The organism is Streptosporangium sp. NPDC023825, from assembly GCF_040639575.1.
Taxonomy (GTDB): domain Bacteria; phylum Actinomycetota; class Actinomycetes; order Streptosporangiales; family Streptosporangiaceae; genus Streptosporangium.
In genome coordinates, this window is record NZ_JBFAAE010000051.1 from 1 (window position 1) to 3,585 (window position 3,585).

At 71.7% G+C, this 3,585-nt stretch carries 4 protein-coding genes; all 4 read right to left on the reverse strand.

The genetic code is table 11. From position 1 onward, the window contains the following. Window positions 1–261 precede the first annotated feature (261 nt). On the reverse strand, window positions 262–1,839 hold the full coding sequence (locus AB0G15_RS32145) for an MDR family MFS transporter (RefSeq protein ID WP_362846970.1): 1,578 nt from the start codon (window positions 1,837–1,839) through the stop codon (window positions 262–264). A 109-nt stretch (window positions 1,840–1,948) separates the two neighbouring features. Beyond that, entirely contained in the window at window positions 1,949–2,566 is a 618-nt protein-coding gene (locus AB0G15_RS32150; RefSeq protein WP_362846972.1) for a TetR family transcriptional regulator, read from the reverse strand. Window positions 2,567–2,709: 143 nt separating this feature from the next. Continuing rightward, window positions 2,710–3,243: an MBL fold metallo-hydrolase gene (locus AB0G15_RS32155; protein WP_362846974.1), complete on the reverse strand. Its 534-nt coding sequence runs from the start codon at window positions 3,241–3,243 to the stop codon at window positions 2,710–2,712. A gap of 8 nt (window positions 3,244–3,251) precedes the next feature. Beyond that, window positions 3,252–3,515: a hypothetical protein gene (locus AB0G15_RS32160; RefSeq protein ID WP_362846976.1), complete on the reverse strand. Its 264-nt coding sequence runs from the start codon at window positions 3,513–3,515 to the stop codon at window positions 3,252–3,254. Window positions 3,516–3,585 lie beyond the last annotated feature (70 nt).

Genomic DNA, 3,585 nt, shown 5'->3' on the forward strand with positions numbered 1-3,585 from the left:
GTGCCGCCGCGCGGAGTTCCTCCAACCCCCCGCCCCCCCCCCCAGCCCCGAACCCCCGGGGGCCGACATAGCCGGCCACACGCCCGGCCACCCGCCCCGGGCCCCCCCCCCCCCGGCCCGGTTCGCGTTGCCCCGGCGGGCGGTGGTGCGCGCGCCACGAGCGCAGGTCCTGTCGCTTGCGAGCCCTGGCCGGTTCAACCCGGCAACCCGCGCTCGTTCTCCTTCGCGCCGCGTTCCGGGCGCGACCCGGCCGGGAGCCGCTCAGTGATCGGCGGCCGTGGCGTGCTCCCGGGCCAGCCGCTCCTCGCCTGACAGCGTGTTGAGCGGCTTCTCCTTGATGAACAGGACCGTCACCAGCGCGAGCGCGGTGAGCGGCACGCCGATGAGGAACAGGTCGGCGGTGGCCGTCGCGTACACGTCCTGGATGACGCGGACGACGGGAGCGGGCAGTTTGGAGATGTCGGGTACGGCGTCGCTGTCGCCGCCCGCGCCGCCGGCGGCCATCGGGCCGAGCTTCTCCGTCATGAGCGTGGTGATCCGGTTGGCCAGCACCGCGCCCAGGGCGCTGACGCCGACGGCGCCGCCCATGCTGCGAAAGAAGGTCAGCACCGAGGTGGTGGCCCCCAGGTCGTGGGCGGGTACGTCGTTCTGGGCGGCCAGGACCAGGTTCTGCATAAGCATGCCGACGCCGATGCCGAGCACCGCCATGTAGAGCCCGAGCAGTACCGTGCCGGTCTGGCCGTCGATGGTGCTGAGCAGGCCCATCCCGGCGAGCATGACGATGCCGCCGGCCACCAGGAAGCCCTTCCAGCGGCCCCACTTGGTGATGAGCTGCCCGGCCACGGTGGAGGAGACCAGCAGGCCGAACACCATCGGCAGGCTCATCAGGCCGGCGACCGTCGGCGACTTGCCGAGCGCGACCTGGAAGTACTGCGACAGGAAGACCGTGCCGCCGAACATGGCCACGCCGACCAGCACACTCGCCACGGTGGCGAGGGCGACGGTGCGGTTCTTGAAGATGCTCAGGGGAATGATCGGCTCAGCCGCCCGCGACTCCACCCAGACGGCCAGAGCGAGGATGAGCACGCCGCCGCCGACGAGGGCGGCGGTCCACCAGGAGCCCCACTCGAACTGGTTGCCCGCCAGCGACGACCAGATCAGCAGTGTGGACACGCCCGTCGTGATCAGCAGGGCGCCCAGATAGTCGATCTTCACGTCCTTGCGTACCACCGGCAGGTCGAGCGTGCGCTGCAGCAGGACGATGGCCAGGATCGTGAACGGCACGCCGATGAGGAAGCACCAGCGCCAGCCGAGCCAGGAGGTGTCCACGAGCACGCCGCCGATGAGCGGGCCCGCCACGGTGCCGACGCCGAACACGGCGCCGAAGATGCCGGCGTAGCGGCCGAGCTCACGCGGCGGGATCATGGCCGCCATCACGATCATCGCGAGCGCGGTCATGCCGCCGGCGCCGACGCCCTGCACGACGCGGCTGACAATGAGGATCTCCACGTTCGGCGTGAGGCCCGCGATCAGCGAGCCCGCCACGAACAGTCCCAGCGAGAGCTGGATCAGCAGCTTCTTGTTGTAGAGGTCGGCCATCTTGCCCCAGAGCGGCACCGTGGCCGTCATGGCCAGCAGCTCCGAGGTGACGATCCAGGTGTAGATGGTCTGCGAGCCCTGCAGGTCGGTGATGATGCGGGGCAGGGCGTTGGCCACGACGGTCGAGGCCAGGATGGATACGAACATGCCCACCATCAGCCCCGACAGCGCCTGCAGGACCTTTCTCCTGGAGGTGGGCGCCGCGGCCACGGCCTCGGGCTGCGCGCTGGTGGATGTCATCTTTCCTCGATTTCTCAGGTGGGGACCGGCGCTCCGCGAGACTCCTGCGGACGCCGGGGGGACGGGAACGTTCACGGGGGTGATCGGAAAAGGGCGGTGACCGGGGCGGTCACGGATTGGGCAGGCCTGCGGCGAGCTGGGAGAAGGCCTCGTCGACCAGGTCGGCCAGCGCCGGCCGGCCGTCCGCGGCACTCCAGCGCATCATCGCCGCCCGGAAGGCCGCCATGGCCACCGCGGTGGCCAGCTCGGGATAGCCGCTCGTATCCAGGGCGACGCCGGCCCGGCGCGCGACGGCGGCCGACACGGCACGCTCGGTCTCGGTGCCGTTGGCGACCAGCCGCGGAAGGAGCGACGGGTTCTGCTCGAACACCTTCAGCCGCAGCAGCCATTGCTCGCGCTGTTGCTGGACGCGCTCGGCCTCGACCCGCGACATCAGACGCAGCGCCTCCAGGACCGGCACCTCCGCGGGCACGGCCTCCAGCCTCTCGCGCAGCTCGGCGGCGGACGCCGGGCTCGCGCCGACGAGCGCGTCCTCCTTGGACGGGAAGTAGTTGAAGAACGTGCGGGAGGAGAGGTCCACCGCCTCGGCGATGTCCTCCACCGTGACACCCGCCAGACCGCGCTCGGCCACCAGCGTCAACGCGGCGTGCTCCAGGGCCGCGCGGGTCTCGAGCTTCTTCCGATCTCTACGGCCGAGCTCGTAGTAGGCGCTCTCTGCGGGGGTCACGGTGCCAACTGTAGGGAAGAACTTGCAGATGCTGCAATGTTTCATATTCTGAAGTGCGGAAGATCACATGGGGCAGCCGGTGGGACGGCGGCCGGCCGTCGCGGTGCCGTTTCCCGCTCCGCTGGGACGTTCCCGCTACGGCGTCAGCCGCGCAGCGCCGACCAGGACCCGTGGTCGGCCAGGCGCAGCAGGGCCGACAGGCCGGCCTCGTCGAAGGCCGTCTCCAGCTCCGCGCGCCCTTCGGAGAAGTGCGTCCATCCGTCGTAGTGGGCCGGGACCACGACCGTGACACCCAGCACCGCGGCGGCGGCCGCGGCCCGGTGGCCGTCCATCGACACCGGACGTCGCCGGAACTTGCCCGGTACGCGGGCCGCCCCGGCGTTCAGCACCGCCGCGTCGATGTCCGGCACGTGCCGGGCGATCGCGGCCACGGCACGCATGGAGGCGTTGTCGCCGCTGACGTACACGGTGGGCAGGCCCCGGCCCGACAACACGAAGCCGGTGACCTCGCAGTTGATGTTGCCCTCCGGGTCCCGCTCGCCGTCCTCGGGGCCGTGCACGGCGGGGACGGCCAGGACACTCAGGTCGCCGCCGCCGTCAGGGCGGGGCAGGACGAAGGTCGTCCAGGGGGCCAGGCCCACCGCCGGCGCGCCGAGCCGGTCGGCCGCGCCGGGCACGGTGAGCGTCAGGGGGCCGCCCTGGCGAAAGCGCGGCCCCGGTCGTCGAGGTTGTCCGGATGGGCGTCGTGGCTGACCAGCACCAGGTCGACGGCCCCCAGCCGGTCCTCGGTCACCGCCGGGCCGAGCGTCTTGGTCAGGTAGCCGTGCGGGCCGGGGTCGTCGAAGGTCGGGTCCACGACGACGCGCAGGCCACCGGCGTCGATGACGGTCGTGGGACCGCCCAGCACCGTCGCGGCACAGTCCTGCCGGGGCAGTTCCTGATCACTCACGGGTCCATGCTGCAACCCCGTGAGGCGTTTCCCCGGGTGACACACCGGCGGGCCGCACCCGTACGTGATC